The sequence below is a fragment of the Vibrio sp. vnigr-6D03 genome (genome assembly GCF_002835515.1).
Lineage (GTDB): Bacteria > Pseudomonadota > Gammaproteobacteria > Enterobacterales > Vibrionaceae > Vibrio > Vibrio penaeicida.
The window spans coordinates 33,647-58,797 of record NZ_PIZL01000036.1 but is presented as its reverse complement, the minus strand read 5'-3'; the positions used below and the strand labels follow the sequence as shown (position 1 = coordinate 58,797).

The window sequence follows — 25,151 nt, the reverse complement described above, 5'->3', positions numbered from 1 at the left end:
CGTCCACGATAGTTAATTAATTCACCCCGTTAGCACCACATTCGCGTTATTTACTGAATTATCGGTAAAAGGCTTATTTAAAGCACTGAATCCTGCACCTTGAGGTAGCTTGAGTATATAGAGTTGGCGGTCCCAAAATTTGTGAAGCCATTTGAGTGTATGACTGCGGGAAGGTCACACACGTTATTACTCTTCTTGAAGCCCATATTTAACCAGTATTTCCCAATAAGTGCCGTTTTTCTTGATTTCTCTTAAGCCAAGATTGAAATCGTGGATCAATTGGCTCGCGTTCGGATGGCTCTTACTCATCGTAATATGTAGCGCATTTACTGAAAGTGAGTTTTCTGAAACCTCAAACAAATCGGGATCCAATCCGTTTTCAGTCATTAGAAATGACGCAACAATGGGTTCTTCTAGCGTTAGGTCTATCCTGCCAGCTATGAGCTTTTTGAGGTTGCTCAATGTGTCTGAAACGGGATCACGTCTAAACAGTAAAGAACTCAAAAATTCATCACCGTACCCATAGCTTCTCACAATACCAATATTTCGTCCTCGTAAACTTTCCATCCCAAAATATTCAAACGGATCGCCTTTGAGCTTAATGAATTTCACTTTATTGTAAAAATACGGATTGCTGAACTCTAGGTATGAAGCCCTTTCTTCGGTATACCAAGTCGCCACTAACACATCCACTCGGCTTTTCTTGACTTCGTGTATGGCTCTAGCAAATGGCATGAGTTTAAAATTAAGGTCATAGCCTTGAGTTTCAAAAGCTGCTGTCACGATATCAACAGCGATACCTTGCTCTTCACCTTGCATAGAAAACGGAGCCCAGCTGTCTTGAACACCTGTGATGGTTTTCGCAGATAAAGCCACAGTATTTATAAGGTTAATAGCGATTAGAATAAGGAAGAGAAAAAGCGATTTGCAAACCATACTCCACCTCAAGTGATGATGAGAACTTCCAATTTAGGGTGCATTTTTCAGCTCTTCACCTGCTCAAAAATCACCCACCTCTATACATTAGTAACACGTCAATCACGTATCAACACACCAACAATACAACTTCGGTAATTATCACTTCTAAGACATCGGTTCAGTTCTTTAACTCGATTTGAGAGCTTAGAACGCAACTAACCGTCTCAATATTCAACTATTCTCATTTTGAGAATTCGCACAAATGCAACCTGTATTCTATTGTCAAATTGAAAGAAGCTACGCATTTCAAATTGCGAAACTCTTATCAAATATCATTATGTCATTGTAATTTAAAGAAATAATTATTGGCACATATCGTGCTAATTCTTTAAGCATAACGTTTCCGACAACTGGAGAGACCTATGGAAATGCAAAGATCAGAACAAAGCCCTCAACTACTTACTCTGTCTGTATTAGGCGATATGGATGCAATGGGATGTAAGTCGTTACAGCCTCAAATAGATAAAGTCATTTTCGAAGATACACATAAAGAAGTCGAAATAGACTTATCTCAAGTTTCCTTTTTAGACTCCTCTGGTGTTGGTGCGATTGTTTATCTCTACAAACGCTTAATCGAGAAGAAACGAGTAATGCGAATTGAAAATGCGCATGGGCAACCTCTTGAACTTATTACATTACTCAGAATTAGCAATGCCATTCCTGTTAACAACAACAGCCACTAGTTACGCCATTTTAAGTCGCACTGTTTAACGTTGGTTTCACGTTAGAAATGTTCGGAGGTTGGTATGAGATTTATCTTTTTACTGTCATTGCTTGCTTCAATATCGGGCTGCACCAGCTTTGCACCTGAAGGCAATGGTGGTCTTGCAGAGCATTATCCTCAAGCAAGCTTCTCAGCCGTAATGCCTGACGAGCCTCTAGGTCCTGAACACGGGCTCAGATTTGAATGGGAACTGGCTGCAAGGCACTTAGATGTGCTGATTTTGGAGCAAGCTGAATGGTGTTTCCCTGCGACCGTTTATCATGCAAAAAATAATGAAGCGCGAATCGCACGCGAGCTTGAGGGTGGTTTAGAGTACGACGCAGCGAACGATTTAATCATTCAAAGAAAGCTTCTCAGAAGACTTGAAAACCAGTTGGATTATGTCCTATCGAAAGAAGATTGTGTGCCACCAGGAAGTAATCAGAAAAGTAAAAAAGAAGTGGATTTAGCCACCCGCCTATACGACTTACTCAATGCAGACAACCAGTTCGCTTTCAATAGCTATGAACTGAGCCCTAAATATATCGGGCGTCTTGCGGAAGCATCTCACCTGCTAAAACAAAATCCTGAGTTCAAACTGCTCGTAACTGGCCATGCTGATTCTGTAGGGAAAGAGAGTTACAACACCGACTTGGCGATGGAACGCGCTAAACAGGTGAAAAGATATTTGAGCATTTTTGGCTTAGAACCGCAGCGTATTCATGTCGATTCGGTGGGAACAGCAGATCCGTTATTTGAAGGCAGTGAACCACATGTTCGGCTAACAAATCGACGCGTCACCATTGAATTGCTTCAAGCAGAACAAATACTGCCAGCGGAGATGAACAATGAATAGATTCTATCGTGTCATACTTTGCTTACTGGTGGGTTTTATATCTTTAAATACGCACGCCAAACAAGAAACAGTGAATGTTGGCGATTTAGTCAGTGTTATGTTGCCGGGGGAACCCACCTTAAATAAGGATTTCCAAGTCGACAAACGTGGCAGGCTCATTCTTCCTGAAGTGGGTCCAATTCATGTTGCAGGTAAAACGGAAGATCAAATGATCGCAACGATTACGATCAGTTTGAAAACCGTGCTTCAAGATCTCTCCAACCTCAAAGTTTTCATCAGTAAAAAGCAGTTGCTTGTTAGTATCCAAGGCTATGTTGAAAACCCCGGTGAGTACACCCTTCAAAAAGGTGACAGTGTTCAGTTGGCACTCCATGCGGCTGGTGGGTTACGTTCTGGTGCGCAGCTCGACCAAATACAACTTCGCCGTGGAGATGATGTTCAAACATTCAATTACAAAGCGTTTTTAGATACAGGTAACAAGAACCTGCTACCTGATATGAAATCTCTAGACACCTTATTCATTCCTGCTTCTCCTATGGTTGGTAACATCGAGCAAGAATTCGACCCAGCCAAATTGGCGGATGCAGGTGACGCCGCCGACGGACGAAACGCAATCAAAGTGTTTGGCGAAGTTAACGCTCCGGGTACTTTTTCTTTCAAAAAAGACAATACGCTTGTCGATCTTCTCATGCGTGCAGGTGGTGTGACTCGCTACGCTGCCGTAGACCAGATCCGCGTTATTGCTCATAACGAACCTACTCTTTTTAGCCTGAAGAAATACCTCGATACAGGTAACAGCAACCTTTTGCCTGAACTAGTGGCTGGTGCAACCATATTCGTCCCTAAGCAAGAAGACGAAATTAAATCCGGTTCCAATACCGTTTATGTCATGGGCGAAGTGGCCAAACCGGGCGCATTCGAAGGGAAAGAAGGTGCGACCTTTATGGATATTTTGGCTAACGCTGGGGGCCCGACTCGTTTCGCTGAATCCCGCCAAATTCGAGTCATTAAAAGTAATGGTCGAGTCATCAACTTTGATTTGTCTGGTTATACCGAAGGTACACAGCGTATGACGCCGCCAGAAATCGACCCTGGTGACGCCATTTTTGTTCCTGAAAAGACCGACATGAATGAGAAATCATGGTTAAAAATCGCACCTAGCCGAGCAGTACGTGTGATTGGAGAAGTAAAACGACCTGGGCGAATAGAATGGTCTGACGAAATGAACCTGATGGATTTGTTGGCTCATGTTGGAGGGCCGATTGGCAGAGCAGATACAAGCCGCATTGAGGTCGTCACTCCAACGCCTGAAGGTATCCCAGAAATGACCGTATTCGATTTGGATAGTTTTATAAAGAACGGGTCCAGCGATGCCAATCTGCCGTTAATTAGAGCAGGTAGCACGGTTCGTGTCCACGATTTGCCACAAGATCCTTCCGACAATAAAGCCCAATGGGTTCGTCAGGCTTCTGATGTTTCCATCTATGTGTTTGGTCAGCTTTCTGCACCCGGTAGATATCGATTTACCGAAGACATGCATTTTTTAGACATTTTAGCGGCGGCTGACGGTCCAACCCAAAGTGCAGATATTCATAATATTCGTGTAACACATAGGAATGGGAAATATGCTCGAGTAAGCAAACTTAACTTGGCGCTTTACTTCGAAACTGGCGATGAGTCTTTACTTCCTAAGGTAAAACCTGGCGACACCATTTACGTGCCAGAGAAAGACAAAAATTGGTTAGACGAAAGTAAAGAATCCACGATTCGCGTATTAGGAGCCGTCAACAACCCCGGTAGGTATCGATTCAACGATACTATGACTATTTTGGATCTTTTGGCAGAAGCTGGAGGGCCCAATAGCAATGCGTACCTAGAAAAAATCAGTGTAGTGAACATGTCTTGCTGTAGCGGTCAAGCTCGTACATTTGACCTTATTGAGTTCAGCCGTACCGCCAACTTTAGAAACCTGCCAGTACTCAGAGCGGGAGACACCGTTTATGTCCCAAGAATGGATGAAAGCATGTTAGAAAAAGTCCGAACGGGCTTAGATGATGTATTCCGTATCTTGGCTACCGTCGCATTGATAGGAGCACTGTAATGTCTATTCCTGCTTGTAACATGGAAATTGAACAAATTTTCCTTCAGCTAGAGAAACACCACTGCCGCTCTTTTTGTATTACTTCGACAAATTGCGGTGAAGGTAGCAGTTCGATTGCACTGGCTCTTACCGAGCGACACCTGCTTGCTGGGTATAGAACTTTGTTCGTCGACTTAAACTTAAAGCACCCAAGCCTAATGTCGATTGATTTACCCAGTATGCTTCCCGACGCTTCTGGCAGCCCTGATTTCACTAGTGATGTGCATACGGCTAATGACATGAACGTTTTTGAGGATATAGAAGATATTGAAAACATCGAGACCTTTGAAAACCCAAAGAGCTTTGACAGCCAAAATAACTTTGACAACCAAGAAACATTTGAAAATTTTGACACAAATAGCGATAAAAACACGATAGTCAGCAACCAACACACGCACGATCCCGAACCAATGGGCTGCCAGCACCTCGCAATTGTTGAAGGTACTCACGAGGTCATAACTGGCGTCAACGCACCATCGGAAAAAGCTGAAATTATGGGCTTTCGCCAACCGCACATGCTCAAACAAAAGATAGAACTTTGGCTCAAGGACTACGATAGAGTCATCATCGACACCAGCCCGATCTCGCAGTTAAATGCCAACAATATCCCAGCAGAAACAATCGCTGGATGCTGTGATGGCACTGTTCTTATGCTGATGGCAGGGAAAACCAATCACGCTGAGTTGTCGTCAGCTATGCATCACTTAAACGACAACAACGCCAATCTGCTTGGCACAGTAATCAACGATTTACATCACCCTAGCCTTTCAGATGAGCTTTGCCGTCAACTTAAGCGCTTCAAATTTCTTCCCAAATCTTTGGTCTCAAAACTATCGATGTCGATTCGACGAGCAAGGTTTCTTCAGGTGACCATATGACCAAAGATCAATTGAGTCATCATCACAGCATACTATTATTTTCACATCGCCGAAAAGCGAATTTAGAGTCGGTAACAATGCTGCGTCAGTGCTTATCCAAGGCGCTGGACACCACAATGAAAGTCTCGGTTCAAAAAAACAACATCTTGCTGTGTTTCTCGGAATGGGCAACCAATCTTATTCAGCATGCCTCACCGATGACTGAAGACATTGATATCTCGATTGAAAAGCAGTCTGATGTTATCGCTTTAAAAGTCTTGGATACAGGGCAAAGCTGGAACCCGACATTAACTGACGAAAAATCCATCATCACCGAGTTTAGTGATGCTGAAGAAGGACGAGGTATCGCACTGATACAGACGTACTGTGATGACCTACATTATGAAACAGTCGATGGTGTCAATAAGCTCACGATGAGCTGGAAGATATTGAAAACCGTCAGTAAATCTCGAGTACTCATTGTTGATGATGACCCATTACTGCTCAAAGTGTATGACGCTTATCTAAATAAAGACCTTGATATAACGTGTGCGCGAAGCGGCGATCAGGCTCTTGAACTTATCGAAAATAACAAATTTGACCTGATCATTTCAGATATTCAAATGCCAAACATGGGTGGTATGGAGCTCCGAAAAGCGATCCAAGAGGCGCATGATGGTCGAAGCATTCCATTCATTTTCCTAACCGCCCTATCAGAAGAAAACGTTCAAGCGAACGCCAATCACTTAGGGATAGATGATTACCTTATTAAACCCGTCGACAAAAAATCGTTACTGTTTTCAGCTCAACGCGTGTTAGCCAGATCAAATCAGGTGTACAACCAATTGTCTCACAGGCTCGATGAAAAAATCACGAACAGTTTGCTCCCCAAAATTAACAAACCTAAGTCGCGCTGGAACATTGAGGTTCGGCAAAGAAACACAGGGTGTGGTGGTGGCGATTTCTTACTTTCTAAAGAATTTGAAAAAGAAAACCTCTATGTATTGGCTGACGTTATGGGGCACGATGTGAGTGCTAAATTCTTTGCTTATGCTTACGCTGGTTATTTACGAGGGCTGTTGCACTCCACAACAACAGCTAGCCCACCAGATACGTTAAACAAATTGTCCGACAGCGCTTTTGAAGATCAGCTTCTATCACAAATCACATTAACCAGCTGTGCTTTTTCATTACTCGATAATGACCAAATAGAGATGGCATCGGCGGGTCACCCCTGTCCACTATTGATAACAGATAAAGGGATTGAAAGTTTACCTGTACAAGGGATGCTGCCCGGATTACTCCCTCACAGTAACTACTCTTCTACCCACATTCAATTAGGCGAAGGAAAACGTATTGCTGTATATACGGATGGATTATTTGAATCTGGTGACAGCGTCACAGAAAGAGAACAACTGACCAGAGAAGTTGAGAAAACACTCGTAGAAACGTTACACAAACCCATCGATGTTGCTATTGATGAAGTCATGCGCGCTTTTGATGTTCTAGCGGGAACACCAGCTAAAGACGATACATTATTGATTCTTATCGAATCCAAGTGTGGGTAGGAGAAAGAAATGAGTCTTAGATTGAAAACCATTTTAGGCATAGCTGGCATCGAGATTGTGATGCTGATGACACTTGTTTTAAGTTCAGTAAAATTCTTATCCGATTCCAATGAACAACAGCTGCTCCAGCGTGCGGACACCATGCTGTCCATGTTCGCAGGTGCTACAAAAGAAGCCGTCATCTCCTCAGATCTAGAAACACTGAATGTTTTAGTCAAAGACATCTTAGAAGTAAAAGACCTCTGCTACGTTCGGATATATAACGCTCAAGGTCGTCTACTTGTAGAGGGAGGGGAAGAAAACTTATTAGGGCATTTTGCTGCAATGGATACAGGGTTGTCCTCCTCGAAAGATGGGGTCTTTGATAGAGCCACATCGATCACCACAGGGGCAATGCGCCATGGTCATATCGAAATGGGGTTCGCAACAAAAGGCATTAATGGCATGCTTTCAAATGCCAAACGGTGGATACTCAGTATCGCGACAATTGAAGTCGCATTAGTCACCTTGTTTTCCCTTATTTTGGGTTCCTACCTCACTCGTAACTTGTACAAAATAAAACAAGCTGCCCTTTTAATGACTCAAGAAGGTCCGGGGGTTCAGGTTGCTATCGCCGAAGGAGACGAAATCGGCGACTTAGCAAAAGCGTTCAACTCCATGTCGCAAAAGCTTGCTGATAAACAAAAAGAGCTAGAGATTGCACGTAAACAAGCCGAAACTGCGAGCGAAGCAAAAAGTCGCTTCCTTGCTTCAATGAGCCATGAAATTCGCACACCAATGAATGGGGTTTTAGGCTTACTAGGAATATTGGAGCAAACCCCTTTACAAAATGACCAAAAGGAGTTGGTTCATACGGCTTCCGATTCTGGTCAGCTTTTGCTTTCCATAATCAACGATATTCTCGATTTCTCTAAAATGGAAACCAGCACGCTTCTACTTGAACCTGTTGCATTCAACCTAACCGAAAGCCTCCATCAATCGATGGATTTCTTTAAACCTCAAGCTCACAAAAAAGGGATCTATCTCGAGTTATCGGTTAGCCCAAATGTCCCCGACTTCGTATACGGCGATGTATATCGATTCAAGCAAGTTTTGCTTAACTTGATTGGGAACGCAGTCAAATTTACTGAGCATGGTGGAGTAGATGTCCAAGTTTACTCCGAGCGACATGAAGGAAGAATCGAACTTAAATGCTCCGTTAAAGACAGCGGAATAGGCATTCCAGACAAGCACCTACCCCATCTTTTTGATGAGTTTACCATGGTAGATCAAACCTTTGCCCGCCACTATGAAGGGTCAGGGCTTGGTTTAGCGATAACCCAACGACTTTTGCATTTGATGGAAGGGAAAATTGAAGTTCAGAGCGTAGAAGGCATTGGTAGCGAATTTCGCTTCAATGCTTGGTTTGACCAATCCAATCAAAACGAAGTAGAGCAACACTATCACCAACAGCCTGAGGTTGACACGGACCTTTCCAATGCGCATTTACTGGTGGTTGAAGACAACAGTGCTAACCAAATGGTGATAAAGAATACGTTGCAGTACGCTGGCATCACACCTGATATTGCAAATAACGGGCGTGAAGCGATAGAGGCTGTAAAGCAAGCGCATTACGATCTTATCTTGATGGACATATCAATGCCAGAGATGGACGGCATGACAGCCACAAAGCACATACGCGCTCTCTCTGAGGAATATTCCAACATCCCTATTATTGCCCTAACAGCTCATGCCCTATCTGGGGATCGAGAACGATTTATTGAATCTGGGATGTCGGACCACCTTCCTAAACCTTTTAATCGCTCAACTTTATTATCTTGTCTAAGCTTACATTTAAGCAAAAAAATGTCAGAGGGCAATATGGAAAACGGCTCACAAGAAAGAAAACAAGATATCGAGCAGATTACCGCATTTGAACATGAAGATGACAACATCGCGTTAGTCGATGAGTCTGTCATTCAACAGATAATCTACGATACAGATGCAAGCGTGTTACCGGAACTCATCGAGTTCTATTTGCAAGAATCTAAAGAACGAGTAGCAAATCTTATGGATGCAGCAAACTCGAAAGATCGGGAAGCACTGGAGTTCGAATCCCATACCCTTGGGAGCAGTTCAGTTACGTTAGGAAATCTAAGACTTTCAAAACACGCGCGAAAAATCGAAATGCTGTGCGTGCAAAATAAAATGGAAGAAGCATTGGAATGCGCTACCGCATTACCAGAGGTAGCTGAGCTTTCTTTTGCGGCATTACGCGAAAGGAATTCTCGTGGCTTTGAATAGCGTATTGGACTTTCGAACTTATTGAAAAGCATAGGATTAACTTTGCAGAATCATGCAATGTCTGCTTAACTCAATATTAAACAAATATAACAACGTTCAATTGCTTACTTGGATCAGTTAACTCTAAGTATTCGACGTCCGTGGAATTAGAACCATGTACACGCATGGGAGATGTAAGACTATGAATCAACCAAACGTTCTTTTAGTCGAAGATTCAACTTCTTTAGCTATCCTTTACAAACAATACGTAAAGAGCGAGCCCTATGATTTCTTTCACGTCGCTACAGGTGCTGAAGCTAAAGAGTTTATTGAGAAGACCCCACCTCAACTAGTAATCTTGGATCTTAAGTTACCCGATATGACAGGGCAAGACGTGCTGGCGTGGATACGTGAGAACCAAATATCCACCTCGGTCATCATTGCCACGGCTCATGGTTCCGTCAATGTTGCTGTGGATTTGATGAGAATTGGTGCTGATGATTTTTTGGAAAAACCCATTAATGCTGATCGCCTAAAAGCCTCGATTAAAAATCATTTAAAGCGCAATAAGCTTGAAAATTTGGTGGAAGATTTGCAATCCACTCTTGATAGAAAGCGCTATCAAGGCTTTATCGGCTCGTCATTACCCATGCAAGCCGTGTATAAAATCATTGATTCAGTTGCCCCTACCACTGCAAGTGTGTTCGTTTGCGGAGAAAGTGGAACCGGTAAGGAAGTGTGTGCCGAGGCGATTCACAACCAGAGTAATCGGAAAGACAAACCATTTATCGCGCTAAATTGTGGCGCCATACCTCGAGATTTGGTTGAAAGCGAAATTTTTGGGCACATGAAAGGCGCATTTACTGGGGCAGCCACAGATCGAAAAGGAGCCGCTTCCCTCGCAAGCGGTGGTACGTTATTTCTTGATGAGCTTTGCGAAATGGAATTGGACATGCAGAAAAAGCTACTTCGATTTCTGCAAACAGGCCGTTTCACTCCGCTTGGAGGAACCAAAGAACTCCAAGTTGATGTGCGCATCATTTGCGCGACCAACCGTGATCCGCTGAAAGAAGTGTACGAGGGGCGGTTCAGGGAAGATTTGTATTATCGAGTAAACGTGGTCCCAATCAACCTTCCTCCCCTTAGAGATCGAGACACGGACATCATCGACATTGCAAAATTCTTTTTGCGTAAGTACGCGAGACAAGACAAGAAAAAGTTCACCAGCTTTAAACGAGATACGGAACTCACGCTGTGCAATTACGACTGGCCAGGTAATGTTAGGCAGCTTCAAAATATTATTCGCAATATTGTGGTTCTTAACGACGATGTACAAGTTTCGGTGGATCATCTCCCGCCACCATTGAATTCATCGCCGTCAGGTCTTGGTAAAGCTCAGAGCATGAATATGTCGGCAACCATGGCGAAAAAACCAATGCCGGCTACACCAGATCCGATTTATACCCCAACTGCAGCGCACACATCACATTCGCAACCCGAACTTAATGAACATGAGGATGCAGCGCTAAGCTCTCCGTCCCATCAAGCCATAGAAAAAGACAATATGAAAATACGACCTATGGCTGAAATTGAGCGTGAGGTTATCCAAAATGCCATCGAATACTGTGATGGTAATGTGTTAAATGCAGCGGTCTTACTCGAGCTGAGCCCATCAACCCTTTACCGAAAAAAACAAGCATGGGAAACCCATGAAGAAGAGGAATGATGCACTTCGTGTATGGCTTGTACTAGATTCACAGAGCTTCGGTGGCATTGAGTCTCATATTGTCCAATTAGCTCTTGGACTGTTCTCTTTGGGGTGTAAGGCTGAAGTTGTTTTCGTAAAACAATACAACTCAGCCCACCCAATGCTTCCTAAACTGAGTGCTCTTAGTATCCCCTACCGCTTCTTGTCCGGAAGCCCAATAGATTTGCACAAACAAATTAAAATAGAGAAACCTGATGCCATCCATACACACGGTTACAAGGCATCTCTTTATGCTAGGTTAGTTCGCCCTTTTATTTCCCCTCCGATTATTAGCACAATGCATGCGGGTGAAACAGGTTCTGGAAAGCTTAAGGTGTATTTATGGTTAGAACGCAATACCCATTTTTTAAGCCACCATTGCTTCGCCGTAAGTTCGAAAATAGCGGATCGAGTGAAAACTCCGATCCCCATCATCAAAAACTTCATCAACATTGAACAATCCAATTTCAGCAACGGTGAACAAATCGCTTTTGTAGGAAGGTTGAGCGAAGAAAAAGCGCCAGACAGGTTCCTAGAAATGGCATCTAATGACCTCAATCATCAGTATCACGTTTATGGTGACGGTCCTATGATGCAAATGCTCAGTGCAACCGCCACCGAGAATGTGGTTTTTCATGGTCAGCAAGCAGACATGTCTGGTGTGTGGCAAAATATTGGCTTATTAGTCATTCCCTCGCATTACGAAGGCTTACCAATGGTTGCACTGGAAGCGATGTCTCGGAGCATCCCTGTCGTGTCAACGCCTGTCGGAGACCTCCCCAAACTTATCCAAAACGGTATAAATGGATGGATCAATGACTATGCGTTGTTGCCAGCGGCAATCGCACAATGGCAATCGATGCCACAGGTCAAAAAAATGGCGTTCAAAAAAATGGCGCGGCGAGCTATAGAAAATAGCTATTCAGCTCAGGCAGTTATCCCCTCTTTGTTACGAATTTATCATCAGTGCATTCAGGATTAGCATTTTGGGAATCGATTTTCAAAATGCTAATGCACCTTTGCAATAATAGGAAACAAAGAGCACATCAACTTTTCACCTCCCTATAAATCAATAAGATATATCACAAACCCAAATTGGCACATCTATTGCTGTTACTCATTACAAGCCATTTAAGAAATGGATCGTAGGGAGGCAATATGATGGCAACAACAAATATTTTGCTTGTTCAGCATGACAATGAAAACCCAAATGAGATCGCAAATCGTCTTAGGGTGATATTTTCTGGTCTGAATACGAAAGAATTTACCATCACATTGTGGCATCGCCTAAATGCAGATTTTGAAAACGAATTACAGAGCGATTTTCCTGCGGTTAAGTTTTACTCTTCTGCGACGCGCAGCTCTGAATCTTTGGCAGGCTGGTATCAAAAATACCAAGTTGGAAAAAGAATTGTACGCAGTGAAGAAATCTCATTAATTCACTGCCTAGATATTCAGTGCTGTCAGTGGATGAATTGGGTTTCTAATCATTGCGATGTTCCCATAATCGCGGACATAGGTTTTGAGTTCGCAGAAGCACACTCGTTACCTTTGGGTATTAGATTGATGCCCAAACTTATTGCACCTAGCAATAACGTTTCCAATACTCTCAAAGCATTTGGGTATCCGAGCGAACAGTTGGAGGTTATCCCAAGTCCTGTTGCGCTTACTAATGTTAAATCGAGTACGGCAAGAGTACTTAATTTAAAAGAACACTTTGATATCGGTGAAGATGACTACATTTTGATCAATTCAGAGCCATTAGAGGTTTCAAGCGGAATTGATTCACTGATACAAGCTCTTTCTATCGTTCGTGTAGACCAACCCAATATTCACCTAGTTTTGTTGGGGCAAGGAGAGGACAGGTGCGAGCTAGAACAGCAAGCCATGCTTTTGAACATTAAAGAATTTGTTCATTTTGTCTATAGCCCTGACGACCATACCCCTTATTTACAGCAAGCTGATGTTTACATTAGTGGCGCGCGAAAAGAAGGCGCAAGAGCTCACATCCTTGCCGCTGGCCAAAACCGATTACCGACGATTGCTCCTATGATAGGCAGCAACCCAGAATTGATTCGCCAAGGTATGACAGGCTTTCTGGCACTCGCCCATTCGCATGTTTCACTCAGCGAAGCCATCGAAATGATCACCGCTGATTCAGACCGCTTATCTTGCTTTTCAGAACAAGCTCACTTTTTAGCACAACGATTATCCGATCCAAGACGCTATTGTGCGTCACTTGCGTCGGTATACGTGCAAGAAATAGAAACACACTACGAAACCAATGATTCTGCCCATTTATCTCCTCTTTTAAATAATTTGGGCTACATAACTAAGTTGCTAACGGGTGGTAAAGCAACGGGAGGTTCACTATGAACAATACATCTCACATACTGGTTGTCTCTCCTAACGAGCAAGGCATAAGTGCAAAAAATCTTACCCAAGATGTACTTAGTCAGCTGAAAGGAGACGATACAAAGATTACAGTGATGGCCCCCGACCATTCCAAGATCGAAGGCTTCAATACAGTATCGATGGGCAAAGAAAATATGGCTGCCAATGTTCATGCGATTTCTCGTTGGTACCGCGCCTTTCTGTTTTGTTGTTATGTGCTTTACGCAAGAATAAAGTTTGGTGAGATCTCGAGCGTTTTGCTGACGGCTCAGCCGAGCCACAGCTCCCCTGTTTACTGGCTTCGTAACCTGCTCAAATATCAAGTTGTTCAGATTGTATGTCAGCCCGTCAGCTGGACACCTAAAAATGGTGCCAGCCTCATTAAAGCAGACCGAGTGTTTTATTTACAAAGCATGCGAGAGTCCATGTTTGAAGCTATTGCATGTCAATGGCAACATTGCCCAAATACAACGGCCCACCAGCAGGCGCAAGACGTTATCCAAAGCGAAAGGTTTACTCCCTTCAAACTTGGTTACGCTCATGTTGAGCAAGCGGTAGAAAGCGACGCTGAACATTCTCAAGTCTATTGCGAAACGCAGACTAAAAATTTGTCTCATTTGCTTGATGCGTTAGCACATACCGAGCAAAGTGCTCGCCCGACTATTCAACTCAAGCAGTCTGGCGCCAATGAAAACCGAAATACCGACCTAAAACATCAATCCGATCATTTGGGTTGCTATAAAATCGAAGGCTCGATTCCTTGGTCACCTGGGCATGTTTATCTCGCATTACCAGAAAACCCAGACAACGAAAGGCAGATTCTAAAAGCGTTAAGTTCAGGAATGTGTGTGATTTTACCGGCAGATGGGTCGTTCTGGGACTTGGCGTTATCTAACCAAGTGAACTGCTTAAAATATAAGCCTTACGACACGTCATCGTTAAAAGAGAAGTTAGAACTGATTGTTAACGCGCCGTCTTCTTTGCTTCAAATATCCAAAGCTGGCGCACACATCGCGAATGGATACCGCGCAGACCAGTGCTATAACAGCATTATTTCGGCTCTAACTAACCGCTCTATTACTGAGCAGCACGACTAGGGTCTGTTGATCTTTCGAGATGATTTTTGCAACAATTTGTGGGTGATTTATACAAGGCAGAGCTTATTCGGTGTAGTGGCTCTACATCAATAGGCGATAACGCAGTAGAAATAGGTCACAAATGCTGCCCGAAGGGTTCGCTTCTATGCACTTTACTCTTTGTTGCAAGGTATTTGCTTAGAATGACTAGGCTACACACCTTGCGCCGCGATTAAAATGCATAGAAGTCGAACAAAATTTAACCGCGAAAGATCAACAGACCCTAATCTCTCTTCTTTCCGAGCCACATACTCAATAAAAAGCACTATCGAGCATCTATCGATTGTGCTTTTTCCGTTCAATGAATCCGGCCGTAACGTGATGGAATCATACTGCGTTTAGGCATCATTTCGTCACTGCTGTAAAAGGCGGATAGCGACATGTGAATAGAGCATGAAATTTTATCTACAAAGGTATGGTCTATACTTATAAGCAAAGTGTATACAAAAGTGATAACTCTAGTACACAAAACAAAGAGGCTTTTAATCTTAGGCATGTAAAATGCAGACATAACTAAATTGGCTCTTCGTTATCTCATATCGAGAAAATAGACACATCGAAGGGGTGAATTGTTAGGCAAATTGAACATTGAAAGTCTCTTCTTTCTCAATTTGCATAAAGCCAAGATTTAGGAGGCGTTATGTTACCTAATCAACAATCGAAAAAACCGACAAAACAGAAACCCACAACAAGAAAAGACTCATCTAAAACGCGTGTCAAATTGAGAATCCCAATGTCATTGACATAAATAAAAACTTAAGCCACTGTATTTTAAATAAAATAATTCTGGCACAATCATTGAAAGAGCATAGTCATCGTTTCTGCATAAACAGGACAGACTATGCTCTCATTAAAACTACAGACTCTAAAAAACTGGCTAAAGCATAGCAATACACCGGCCGCACGTTTCCTATTTCGCGTTATCAAAAGAGTAATTCACTTCGAGTTTTCCTTCCCAACAGTGGTGAACAGCGGGATCTATTTTTCCTATCATTTATTCTCTTCAGCATTCTCCGCTATCACACGAGTTGTTTTTATTACTCCGGTATTCAAAGGCCGCTTGAGTCAATGTGGTAAAAACCTGTATTTGTACGGCGGTATTCCATTTGTTTCTGGACCGATATCGATTTCAATCGGCGACAATACGAGAATTTCGGGGCATACCACATTTTCAGGACGCACTCTGAGCGAAAACCCAACGTTACTTATTGGCAATAATGTTGACGTTGGCTGGCAAACCACAATAGCCGTCGGCACGACTATAATATTAGGAAACAATGTTCGAATTGCAGGGCGAGCATTTCTATGTGGCTATCCGGGTCACCCAATAGACGCGAGCGCAAGAGCGAAAGGGCTGCCCTGCCTTGATGAGCAATGTGGCGACATTATATTAGAAGACGACGTTTGGTTGGCGACCGGAGTATCCATAATGAAAGGTGTCACAATAGGGAAAAGAACCATTGTTGCAGCGAATAGTGTTGTAACTCATGATTTACCATCGGATGTATTAGCGGCAGGCAACCCAGCAAAAATCATTCGACGTTTAACTCCTGAATGCATACAGGAGGTGCGTGATGCCTCGTGATTTAATTGTATTCGGAGAAGATTGGGGCGGGCTCCCCTCCAGTACCCAACATTTGGTTAATCGCCTTAGTAAAAACCGTAAAGTACTGTGGGTAAACTCTATTGGGCTACGTAAACCTCGCCTTACCGCCCACGACATTAAACGAGCGTGGAACAAAATTTTCGCTTCGAAAGCGAAGCTCCCTGCGCAACTTCAAAATCGAGCGGAGTTTCCAGTGATTACTTTGAAAACGCTTCCAGCTCCGAGCTCTCGCCTTGTTCGACACTTAGCACAAAAATGGATGCGCTCACAATTGCTTCCTATTCTCGACCATTACGGAATGAAAAATCCGATTCTTTGGACTTCCCTACCTACGGCAGCGGACCTTTGCGGCACTTTGGGTGAATCTTCCGTTGTGTACTACTGCGGCGATGATTTTGGTGCCCTATCAGGCGTCGACCACGAGTGTATTTTGCAACACGAGTCTAAGTTGGTGGAGAAAGCAGACCTCATATTGACGGTAAGCCACCACTTAATGCACAAATTTCCCCATGACAAAACACAATACTTGCCACACGGTGTCGACTTCACCTTGTTTTCAAATCACGCAGAACGTGCAGCAGATCTTCCTAAAGATGGCAAACCCATTGCGGGTTTCTATGGCAGCCTTTCAAAATGGCTAGATTACGACATGCTAGATCAAACCATGCGTTCTCTGCCAGAGTGGAACTTTGTGTTCATTGGTCAGCTTGAGTTACCCACCAACCCATTACCCAACCTGCCCAATGTTTATTGGCTCGGTCCAAGACCGCATCATACCTTGCCTTCATACAGCCAACACTGGCAAGCGAGTCTTCTTCCTTTTATTGATAACGAACAGATCCGTGCATGTAATCCACTAAAGCTACTAGAGTACATCGCAGCTGGGAAACCAATCGTCACAACAGACTTTCCAGCTTTAGAACCCTTTAAACAGTTTGTTCAATGCGTAAGTAATGCTCATGAACTCAGCTCCGCGATTGAAAACAGCCAATTTGCGGTCAATAAATCTCAGGCTCAAGCCGCAGCAAGGCATTCGTGGGATAGCCGTGCAAAAGACTTAGAAACCTGGCTGGAGGCACTATGATGACGATTGGTCAGCGTGTATTGATCATACTGATGGGCGCGTGGCGCAGGCGCTACGTAATTGCCGTCCCTGTAGTACTTTTTCCTATTATCGGCTTTATCATCGGTAAAACCACGCCAAGGTACTATGATTCGCATACCAGTATGTTGATTCAAGAAACCGCCAAAATGAATCCATTCTTGGAGGATCTCGCGGTTTCTACCATGCTCAAAGATCGTTTAGATGCGCTAAAAACACTGCTACACAGCCGCCACATTCTTGCTTCTGTCGCAAAAGAGCGAGGTCTAATCCCTGAAAATCCAACGCCAGCAGAATTGGATTATGTTATTGGTGAACTCTCTTCAAGTTTAAAGGTAACCAAGCTAGGGCGTGATTTACTGAAAATTGAATACCGCTCTTCTACTTCTGAAGGTATGGCAGAAACATTAGAAGCCGTAAGTGTCCACTTTGTTGAGCAACTTTTAGCACCAGAGCGCTCATCTATGGTCGACTCGCAAAATTTCTTGGCCACCAATATTAAATATCGCCAAGAAGAATTGGATAAAGCCGAAGCCAACCTTGCTGATTTCAAAAGCAAAAACGGTTCGTTACTGCCAGAGATGCAGCTAGAAGCCTTAGGCAGACTCGCGAAACTCAAGCAGCGGTTGTTTGAAAGACAAGCAGAATACGCTGGTGCAAAGAAAACACTGGGCAGCTTGGATGTTCAATTGTCTAAAACCAACCCTGTTGTGGGAAAAATTGAAGAACAGATCATTCGCATTCGAAGTGACTTAACCTTACTGAGAGCCAAATACACCGATTCTCATAGTAAAGTTCAAGCGAAGATTCGTAATCTAAGACGATTGGAAGCGGAGCGAAACATCCTTCTAGATCAAACCCAACCAACCTTAGACAGTGCGCAGCTGTGGGATATCGCGAGCTCTTCATCACTAGAAAACTATGGTGAGAGCCAGCCCGTCCTAATTTCCCAGCTCGAAGATTTGCAAAAAGCACGTTCCAATGTAGACAGCTTAAGTGAAGAAATAAAAACAATTCAGATCATGATTTCAGAGCTAGAAGTATTGACGTCAAGCTTTGGCGAAAATGAAAAGCAACTGTTGAATTTGCAACGAGATCTTGCGTTAAAAAGACAGCTGTATGACAACCTAATGGAGCGATTCGAAATGGCTCGTCTCACCAGTTCACTTGGTGTTTTTGAGCAAGAAAAGCGTGTAAAAGTCATCGATAGACCATACACCCCAAGTGCACCTTCCAACTTACCACCTATTGTATTTCTCATCGCTGGAATAATTGGAGGGCTTGGTATGGGCGCGGGTATTGCTCTGATGCTAGAGCTTACCGACACAGCTATTCGCCGCCGAGATGAAGTTGAAAAGATCACAGGAAAGCCAGTGTTAACTCGAGTGCCTAAAATGAAAAACACGAACGACGAAGTATTGAATTTGGGTTCTGAAATTCAAGAAGTACCGTTCATTGATATTAAGCCGGCAAGATGATTCGTCGCTGTCTTGAGCCGGAAAGCGATATAACTTAAACAGGAAAGCTATTTCACTTAAACCAGAAAAAATCGAAAGCGAACCTTAAACAAAATCAGACCAAAACTAGCCCGTTCCTGACGGGCTTTTTTTCTAACAACTTCTACCACACCGTCTCTCCCGTCATAATCCCTCTGCAATTTTAATAGTGAGCCTCTCAAACCGACTATCAAAATGAGAAACCTAAAAATCTTAAGACAAGATTGAAGATATGCCATTGTTTATTAACAGTTTTAATCTTGGCACGAGTTTCGCTATGTAGTGAATAAGATACTTGAATTTGAGAGTGAATAGATGAAAACAATCGTACATGTTGTTCAGCATTTAAGACCTGGGGGAATCGAAGTCATGGTTCTTGATATGCTGCGATTTGCGGATAAAGCCAACAAAGTGTTTGTCGTTAGCCTTGAAGGTTCAAAAGAAAATTCACTCCGAGCATGGCCTCGGTTAAAAGACCACGAAAGTCAGCTTTTTTTCCTCGATAAACACCCCGGCTTGAAACCAAAGCTATTAATGACAATGCGAAACTTACTTTCCACGCTCAAAGCCGATGTTGTCCATAGCCATCACATTGGACCTCTACTCTACGGTAATGTCGCAGCACGAATAGCAAACGTACCCGTAAGAATTCATACCGAACATGATGCGTGGCACCTAGACAATGACGCAAACGTCCGCTTAGAAAAACTCGCGTGTCATTTTTCTAATCCCAAAATGGTAGCAGATGCGGACTTTGTAAAAGAAAAGCTTGCCAATGTACTTGAAGATATTCCGGTAGAAACAATACATAACGGAATCGACTGTGAGCGCTTCATACCCGGTGACACGAACATCGCCCGCGAGCGTTTGAACTTACCGATCGATAAAAAGATCATTGGATGCTCCGGTCGGATGGAATGGGTAAAAGGTCACGACACATTACTTTATGCCTTGAAGGACCTGCCATCCAATGTGGTGTTGGCTATCGCGGGTCATGGTACACAGCGATCTTCACTTGAAGCACTGACTAAGAAACTGAATTTAGAGGAACGGGTATTTTTCCTCGGTTTCACCGACGACATGGTTAGCTTCTATCAATCACTTGATTTGTATTGCCTACCGTCACGCAATGAGGGTTTTCCCCTTTCCACCCTAGAAGCTCAAGCGTGTAACGTACAGTGCGTTGCAACCGACGTGGGTGGTGTTAAAGAAGCCATTTGCCCCGAGTCTGGGATACTAGTGACATCAGACAACTCATCCTTAATGAATGAAGCATTGAGCAGCGTGCTGAATGGTACGAGTTCGTTCACACCGAGAAATTATATCGTTAAAAACTACGACATCAGAAATATGACCTCTGCCTATGAAAAGCTTTGTAATAAAGGAGAAAAGTAATGGAGTTATTCCTAATCTTTACAACGGTTATTTGCATATTTTTGGTGGTCTATCATCACGTAGGATACCCGCTATTTTTAAGCATAATCGCCAAGCGAGTGAAACCAAGGGAGTTCTTTACTCAACAACGCTGTTTTCGTGCTGAGAATGGGGACATCGATCTTCCAACCGTTACTCTGATTATTCCCGCCTACAACGAACAGGATTGGATTGCCGAGAAAATTAGAAATGTGTGCTGTTTGGACTACCCACCAAGCCAATTAAAAGTTTGGATTGCATGTGATGGCTGTACAGACCAAACAGCTGAAATCGCATTCAATACCATTCAAGAAGCGATATGTGAAGAGGTCCACATTGAAATCTTTGATTTTCAAATCAATCAAGGAAAAGTCGCGATGGTCAATAAAATGGTGAAAAAAGCCGACAGTGACATTGTGGCCTTAAGCGATGTATCCAGCTTGATTTCATGTGATGCCCTACTGATTGCTGCTAAACATTTCGAGTCTCCATCCGTTGGTGTTGTAAACCCAAAATATCAAATTATCTCTGGCGACCATGCTGAACAACAATATTGGCATTACCAAGGAGCGATAAAGCAAAGTGAATGCTTATTAGGCTCAGTTCTTGGAGCGCACGGAGCCTTTTATATGTTTAGGAGAGAGTTATTTGAGGAACTCGAATTCGATACCATTAATGATGATTTCATCATACCTATGCGCATTGTAAAGCGTGGCTATAAAGGCGTTTACGAACCTCAGATGATGGCATTAGAACTCGAGCAAGTCTCTATGCAGCAAGATTTTAAACGCCGATTAAGAATATCTGCAGGCAACTTACAACAAACCCTTCGCTTGTTTGCCATGCTGAATCCAAAACACAAAGGCGTGGCTTTTGCCTTCTTTTCCGGAAAAGGGCTGCGTGTCACCATGCCTTATTTGATGATGTTTGCTCTAGCAGGTTCCATTTTACTGAGTGAACACCCCCTATTTATGACCGCTGCTGCTTTACAAATTGCTGGTTACACTATCGCTCTTTTTGCTTGCCTGCTACCGAGAGTGTTCACCTATAAACATTTCAAAACCCTTGCTTACGTCATTTCAGGGCATGTCGCCAGCTTCATTGGTGGGATGCGGTATCTGCTTGGGTTAGAAAAAGGTCAATGGGAACGAATTTAGGAGACGGATGATGGATATTATGACTTTTAATTCAACACTTTCAAATACAAGAGCAAAACGTATACTTCTCGCAAAACGTTTGTTTGATCTGGCGTGTGCATTTTTGGGCGCATGTGCGACTCTCCCTTTGTATCCTATTATCGCTATCGCAATAAAACTGGATTCAAAGGGACCAATATTTTACGGGCAAGAGCGTGTTGGTAAGATCACGCAGTCAGGTATTTCTAAATTTATGATGGTCAAGTTTCGCACCATGTACACAGATGCAGAATCCAAAACAGGTGCGACTTGGGCCAAAGACAACGACCCGAGAATTACACGAGTTGGCATGTTCTTAAGGAAAACGCGTTTGGATGAAATTCCTCAATTTTGGAATGTCTTAAAGGGGGATATGTCGTTGATTGGTCCTCGCCCTGAGCGCCCTTGCTTCTACGGTAAATTAGAATCTCAAATCCCGTTTTTCTCTGATCGCACATATGGCGTGCTACCTGGAATTACTGGGCTTGCACAAGTTAACCAAGGTTACGATACCTGCATAGAAGACGTGCGTTCGAAGGTTGGATACGATCACAGCTACGCGCTCGCACTCATGTCCTTTTCAAGCTGGATTAAAATGGACTGGGAAATTATCAAGAAAACCATTTTGGTTGTGGTATACGCACGTGGTCGATAATTTTATTATTTTAACCTCACTAATCTCTACAAAAGCTCAATTTACCCAAGGTACGTTGAGCTTTTCTTTTAATGGCATTATCGCACTGGATCAGTTTGTCATAGTGAAGTGTTGTGCTGACACTTGAGCTGAAGCTTCTTCATCAGAAAAGTAAAGCTCCAACTCTTCAATATTAATCGCACGAGAGAAATAATAACCTTGTAAAACATCTACATTACAGCTTCGAACAAAATCCAATTCTTCGTCTGTTTCTATACCTTCTGATACCACGGTAAAACCCAGACGCTTTAAGGTAGATACGACAGACCGGTAAAGTTCTTTTCCTTTTACATTATTAGCTTGCTTTAAGAATATACGATCCAACTTAATCACATCGGCATCTAATGCCCCAAGCATCGATAGGCTAGAATACCCAGTGCCAAAATCATCAATGGCGACCTTAAATCCAGCCTCACGTAATATTCCAACGCTTTCACTGACTAATTCCACATGCTGGGAGTAAATAGATTCGGTAATTTCAAACAAAACAGGATAGCTAGACAACTGCTTAATGACCTCAGAGATGAATTTCCTATCACTCAGAGAATCGACGTTGAGGTTCAAACTGATCTTTAAGTCGAAATTTTTAAACACCGACTGATTCTTCACGTCATTTTCGACTGCATCCACTACCCACTTATCAATGTATTCTCCAATTTTTGCATTTTCAAAATGCTGAATAAAATCAGGGGAATTGGGCCTATGCTCGCTTTCCAAACGCAGTAGAGATTCCACGCCAACCATCTTGAGTGTTTTGGAATCAAACTGAGGCTGATAATACATTTTCAGTTCACCCGCCAATATTTCCTTTAAGCTCTGATTCAACTTATCTTGCTGAGCCACCAACTCATCATGCATTCCCATGAAGGTGACTTCTTTTTGAACGGGCACGGCATAACTGAACCGCAGCTTTCGAATCAAAGTATTAAGCAGGCTGTCGTTACTGGTATTCGTATACTTTCGTACAAATGGCATATAGATCAGCACCCCCATACCGATAGTTACGATCTGTAACAGCATTGCCTTCACGCTGCCGCCTGTCACCAAATACGAATCAAGCAGCGATGGCGTTACCCATTCAATGCTGTCTCGAACAACCGTAATATCCAATGCCGTTACCCACATTTGGGCAAACAGATGGTTGGCAAGTGGCACTAATACAAATGGTATGGCTAAAATTGGGTTGAAAATAATGGGTAAACCGAAAACCAATAATTCGTTCACATTGATTATCGCAAAAGGAATAGAAAGCTTGGCGAGCGTTCTTGCGTATTTCATATTAGAAAATAATAATATAGAAATAATCAACGACCACGTACTTCCCGCTCCACCATAAATAACAAACACATCGAAAAACATGCTAAACGACATATTTGTCACATAGATATCTGAAACAAAAGAAGAATCAAAAAAGGTGTAATACGCAGCTGCACCGTGTATTCCTGACAGCCAAGTAATGTGAATAATAAGAGTATGTAAATAAGCTTGAATACCAGTAGGCCACTGGGCAATTATGTCCACAAGCGCTTGGAACGTATACTGACCAAATAAATAATACAGCGCTCCTATCCCCATAAAAACAACGAGATGAGGCATCATCCCATTTATAGCGCCTTCTAAAACAGGGTTAACGACTCTAGTGTGTATCAGCTTGTATTTCACGTAGCGATTCACAAGGAAATACCCTAAGCAAACCATAACAGGCACAAATACCGCATCGTCGAGAACAAACGCGTCCGAGAGAATCAGCCCGTTTTCGGTCTTCGTAATGTAACCTGAAAAGATGAGAAACATCGTTAAAGCAAGGGAAGTGACCAGCAAGCGCTCATCAAAGAAGTGAAAAGAAAGGTGATAAGCGAGTGTACATGTAAGTAAAACTGGGAATATTTTTCCGAGCAAAATATCTATGGTTGCAATGTCTTCATAGGGAATCAGCTCATAATTATTGTTTACAACAATAAATACAATCCAAGCTGAACGGAAAAACAAATAAGGGATCAGTGAGACCATCGCCGCTCTAAATGAGCTTAAAATGATTTGAAATATGGCTTTCATTTCAATATTCGCCTGATTTATACATAATCTGTATGCATATATGCAAGTTCATTAACCACATTTTAAAAGTGGCTACCACAACGCTATGTGCAGATTATAGAGTAAAGCGTGCGCAATACCGTTCTTAATTTAGAGAATAAAATAAGAAATTCAAAACCAAGTTAAATAAACACGAACAATTACTGGAATTAGTTTAATTTATGAAACTTTTGTGACATCTTCTTCGGGCAGTTCCACTTTGAGCTGATCTATGTTGATGATGGCGCTGAGTTCATGAATTCGATTGATCAGCCTTTCGTTCAATACCACCCCATCGGCTATTAAGCGTGAACCGTTTGCAGCACAGATATCTTGCTTTAAACGCATACCTACTTCCAGATCACTCAATTTGAAAATCAACCTTTCATTAATACCTAGCGTTGGCTTTTCAGGCTCTTTATTCACTGGCTTAATTTCAGGCTGAACAACAGGGTCTTCAGTCATGCAATCAAAATCGGAATCGACTTGATGATATTCATGTTCATGAAAGAGTTGGGCAGATTCGCTAAACGCAGCCAATATCTTTTCTTTGGCCATGTCGAGGGTAATAGGCTTAACAAGAAATGAATTAATATCGAGGTTCATACACGCACGCAGTACTTCCGTGTTGGAATAGGATGTCACAGCAATTATCCGCGTAGACTTATCGTTGCAAGTATTGCCCGTTCGAACTTCTTTTAACAACTCAATTCCGTTCATTTCAGGCATATTGATATCGGTAATAATGATATCGACTTTATGCATATCCAGTTTTTGAATCGCTATTTTACCATTTGGAGCAGTGAGGATATTTTCTACTCCGAGCCTAAGCAGCATAGAAAGGGTCGCCTTTCGGGAGAAATCATGATCTTCGACGATCATGACCGTTATTTTGGAGAATATTTCTGACGCTTTCATGGTGTTTTCCTTCCCAGATTTTTAACGTTGTTT

General features: G+C 42.8%; 19 protein-coding genes. 16 read left to right on the top strand and 3 right to left on the bottom strand.

Annotated features, from left to right (window positions below):
• Positions 1 to 186: 186 nt before the first annotated feature.
• Entirely contained in the window at positions 187 to 936 is a 750-nt protein-coding gene (locus CW749_RS23260; protein ID WP_101114786.1) for a transporter substrate-binding domain-containing protein, read from the bottom strand.
• A gap of 404 nt (positions 937 to 1,340) precedes the next feature.
• Between CW749_RS23260 and CW749_RS23255 the strand changes: the two genes are divergently transcribed.
• The 16 genes from CW749_RS23255 (at position 1,341) to CW749_RS23170 (ending at position 22,088) form a co-directional block, all read left to right on the top strand.
• Positions 1,341 to 1,661, top strand: coding sequence for an STAS domain-containing protein (locus CW749_RS23255; RefSeq protein ID WP_101114785.1), 321 nt, complete (start codon positions 1,341 to 1,343; stop codon positions 1,659 to 1,661).
• A 63-nt stretch (positions 1,662 to 1,724) separates the two neighbouring features.
• A complete protein-coding gene (locus CW749_RS23250) occupies positions 1,725 to 2,537 on the top strand; it encodes an OmpA family protein (protein ID WP_101114784.1) in 813 nt (270 codons plus the stop codon).
• Positions 2,530 to 4,638 (top strand): SLBB domain-containing protein, encoded by a 2,109-nt coding sequence (locus CW749_RS23245; RefSeq protein ID WP_101114783.1) that lies wholly within the window; start codon positions 2,530 to 2,532, stop codon positions 4,636 to 4,638. The genes CW749_RS23250 and CW749_RS23245 overlap by 8 nt, the downstream gene beginning before the upstream one ends.
• A complete protein-coding gene (locus CW749_RS28470) occupies positions 4,638 to 5,555 on the top strand; it encodes a chromosome partitioning protein ParA (protein WP_237322553.1) in 918 nt (305 codons plus the stop codon). Before CW749_RS23245 ends, CW749_RS28470 begins: the two co-directional genes overlap by 1 nt.
• Entirely contained in the window at positions 5,552 to 7,102 is a 1,551-nt protein-coding gene (locus CW749_RS23230) for a SpoIIE family protein phosphatase (protein ID WP_101114782.1), read from the top strand. The genes CW749_RS28470 and CW749_RS23230 overlap by 4 nt, the downstream gene beginning before the upstream one ends.
• A gap of 9 nt (positions 7,103 to 7,111) precedes the next feature.
• Positions 7,112 to 9,385 carry a response regulator gene (locus tag CW749_RS23225; protein WP_101114781.1) on the top strand — a complete coding sequence of 758 codons (2,274 nt, stop codon included), beginning with the start codon at positions 7,112 to 7,114 and terminating at the stop codon, positions 9,383 to 9,385.
• Between the two features lie 181 nt (positions 9,386 to 9,566).
• Entirely contained in the window at positions 9,567 to 11,090 is a 1,524-nt protein-coding gene (locus CW749_RS23220; protein WP_101114780.1) for a sigma-54 dependent transcriptional regulator, read from the top strand.
• A complete protein-coding gene (locus tag CW749_RS23215; RefSeq protein ID WP_101114779.1) occupies positions 11,074 to 12,093 on the top strand; it encodes a glycosyltransferase family 4 protein in 1,020 nt (339 codons plus the stop codon). Before CW749_RS23220 ends, CW749_RS23215 begins: the two co-directional genes overlap by 17 nt.
• Before the next feature lie 176 nt (positions 12,094 to 12,269).
• Positions 12,270 to 13,487, top strand: coding sequence for a glycosyltransferase (locus CW749_RS23210; RefSeq protein ID WP_101114778.1), 1,218 nt, complete (start codon positions 12,270 to 12,272; stop codon positions 13,485 to 13,487).
• Positions 13,484 to 14,602: a hypothetical protein gene (locus CW749_RS23205; protein WP_101114777.1), complete on the top strand. Its 1,119-nt coding sequence runs from the start codon at positions 13,484 to 13,486 to the stop codon at positions 14,600 to 14,602. The genes CW749_RS23210 and CW749_RS23205 overlap by 4 nt, the downstream gene beginning before the upstream one ends.
• An 880-nt stretch (positions 14,603 to 15,482) precedes the next feature.
• Positions 15,483 to 16,226: an acyltransferase gene (locus CW749_RS23195; RefSeq protein WP_101114776.1), complete on the top strand. Its 744-nt coding sequence runs from the start codon at positions 15,483 to 15,485 to the stop codon at positions 16,224 to 16,226.
• Positions 16,216 to 17,331: a glycosyltransferase gene (locus CW749_RS23190; protein ID WP_101114775.1), complete on the top strand. Its 1,116-nt coding sequence runs from the start codon at positions 16,216 to 16,218 to the stop codon at positions 17,329 to 17,331. Before CW749_RS23195 ends, CW749_RS23190 begins: the two co-directional genes overlap by 11 nt.
• Positions 17,328 to 18,827 (top strand): GNVR domain-containing protein, encoded by a 1,500-nt coding sequence (locus tag CW749_RS23185; RefSeq protein ID WP_145997879.1) that lies wholly within the window; start codon positions 17,328 to 17,330, stop codon positions 18,825 to 18,827. The genes CW749_RS23190 and CW749_RS23185 overlap by 4 nt, the downstream gene beginning before the upstream one ends.
• Positions 18,828 to 19,160: 333 nt before the next feature.
• Positions 19,161 to 20,240, top strand: coding sequence for a glycosyltransferase (locus CW749_RS23180; protein WP_101114774.1), 1,080 nt, complete (start codon positions 19,161 to 19,163; stop codon positions 20,238 to 20,240).
• On the top strand, positions 20,240 to 21,415 hold the full coding sequence (locus CW749_RS23175) for a glycosyltransferase family 2 protein (RefSeq protein ID WP_101114773.1): 1,176 nt from the start codon (positions 20,240 to 20,242) through the stop codon (positions 21,413 to 21,415). The genes CW749_RS23180 and CW749_RS23175 overlap by 1 nt, the downstream gene beginning before the upstream one ends.
• A gap of 10 nt (positions 21,416 to 21,425) precedes the next feature.
• Positions 21,426 to 22,088 (top strand): sugar transferase, encoded by a 663-nt coding sequence (locus CW749_RS23170; protein ID WP_101114772.1) that lies wholly within the window; start codon positions 21,426 to 21,428, stop codon positions 22,086 to 22,088.
• A gap of 90 nt (positions 22,089 to 22,178) precedes the next feature.
• Here CW749_RS23170 and CW749_RS23165 read toward each other — a convergent pair whose 3' ends face one another.
• The gene (locus CW749_RS23165; protein ID WP_101114771.1) at positions 22,179 to 24,182 is read right to left on the bottom strand and encodes an EAL domain-containing protein; all 2,004 of its coding nucleotides are present in this window, start codon (positions 24,180 to 24,182) and stop codon (positions 22,179 to 22,181) included.
• Positions 24,183 to 24,380: 198 nt separating this feature from the next.
• Positions 24,381 to 25,118, bottom strand: a complete 738-nt coding sequence (locus CW749_RS23160; RefSeq protein WP_101114770.1) for a response regulator — start codon at positions 25,116 to 25,118, stop codon at positions 24,381 to 24,383.
• Between the last annotated feature and the right edge of the window lie 33 nt (positions 25,119 to 25,151).